2 protein-coding genes are annotated in these 1780 nt (G+C 31.5%); both read left to right on the top strand.

The features are described 5' to 3' along the window. Positions 1-24 precede the first annotated feature (24 nt). The gene (locus tag H2277_RS08900) at positions 25-1194 is read left to right on the top strand and encodes a DegT/DnrJ/EryC1/StrS family aminotransferase (protein WP_337201952.1); all 1170 of its coding nucleotides are present in this window, start codon (positions 25-27) and stop codon (positions 1192-1194) included. Between the two features lie 46 nt (positions 1195-1240). Further along, the coding region (locus tag H2277_RS08895) for a dTDP-4-dehydrorhamnose 3,5-epimerase family protein (RefSeq protein WP_337201951.1) at positions 1241-1780 on the top strand (540 nt) is incomplete at its 3' end.

Below are 1780 nucleotides of genomic sequence, written 5' to 3'. Positions count from 1 at the left end.
AAAATGCTAATAAAGGATAAAACAATGAAAAAGTATACACTAGCTTCATCAACTTGGGATGAAAAAGAATTGCAAGCTATACAAGATGTTATAAAAAGTGATATGTTTACTATGGGAAAGAAAGTTGCAGAATTTGAAAAAGATTTTGCTAAATTTGCAGGTTCTAAATATGCAGTGATGACAAGTTCTGGATCTACTGCAAATTTGATAGCTACCGCTGCTTTATTTTATACGAAAAATCCAAAGTTAAAAAGAGGCGATGAAGTCATAGTTCCTGCTATTTCTTGGAGTACTACTTATTATCCGCTTTATCAATACGGATTAAAGCTTAAATTTGTAGATATTGATTTGCATACTTTAAATTACGATTTGGAGGCTTTAAAGGATGCTATCAGCGAAAAAACTAAAATGATTATGCTGGTTAATCTTTTAGGAAACCCAAATGATTTTGATGCTATTAATGAAATGATTAAAAATAAAAATATTCTTTTATTGGAAGATAATTGCGAATCCATGGGGGCAGAATACAAAGGTAAGCAAGCAGGAACTTTTGGTATAATGGGAACTTTTTCTACCTTTTTTTCACACCATATGGCTACAATGGAGGGTGGATTTGTAGTTACTGATAATGAGGAATTGTATCATATACTTCTTTGCTTAAGAGCGCATGGTTGGACAAGAAATCTTCCAAAAGAAAATTTAGTTGCAAATAAAAGCGATGATTGGTTTAGCGAATCATTTCGTTTTGTATTGCCAGGTTATAATGTTCGTCCAATCGAAATGAGTGGAGCTATAGGTATAGAGCAACTTAAAAAACTGCCTGCATTTTTAAAACACAGAAGAGAAAATGCAAAATTATTTTGTGATTATTTTAAGAATCATCCTGATTTTATTATCCAAAAGGAAATTGGTTTGAGTTCTTGGTTTGGTTTTTCTTTAGTGATTAAACCTGAATCGAAATTGCAAAGAAAAGACATTATTAAAAAATTAGAGGAAAATGGCATAGAATATCGCCCTGTTGCAACTGGGGATTTTACTCAAAATGAGGTTATAAAGTATTTTAACTATGAAATTCATGGTGAGCTTAAAAATGCAAAATATGTCCATGAAAAAGGTTTTTTTGTTGGAAATCATCAATTTGATATAAGAGAAAATATTCAATTTTTATTTGGCGTGATTGGGGGGGGGTATTAAATAATAATATTCATCATCACGCAATCTTTGAGAAAAAGGTTGCGTGATGGCAATAGAATTTGATATACAAGAATCAAAAATTTTAAAAGGAGTTTATATCATAACTCCAAATAAATTTAGAGACTTAAGAGGGGAAATTTGGACAGCTTTCACTAGTGAAGCGATCGATAAACTTTTGCCAGATGGACTAAAATTTATACACGATAAATTTATACATTCTAAACACAATGTTATACGCGGTATCCATGGAGATGAAAATACCTTTAAGCTTGCAACTTGTGTTTTTGGTGAAATTCATCAAGTTGTGGTTGATTGTAGAAAAGATTCTCCAACTTATTTAAAATGGGAAAAATTTATTATTAATCAAGATAATCAAAAGATTATTTTGGTTCCTGCTGGTTTTGGAAATGCTCATTATGTAAGCAGTGAAAGCGCGGTGTATTACTACAAATGCGCTTACAAGGGCGAATATACAGACGAAGATAAACAGTTTACTTACGCTTGGGATGATAAAAGAATAGGTATAGATTGGTCAACAAACAATCCTATTCTTTCAGAAAGAGATATTTTAGCTTCAAAGGAGGCT

Origin of the sequence: Campylobacter sp. W0014, assembly GCF_020135975.1 — a bacterium.
In the GTDB taxonomy this organism is placed as follows: Bacteria; Campylobacterota; Campylobacteria; order Campylobacterales; family Campylobacteraceae; genus Campylobacter_D.
Note: the sequence above shows the minus strand (reverse complement) of the source record. Positions and strands in the feature narration are given on the sequence as shown.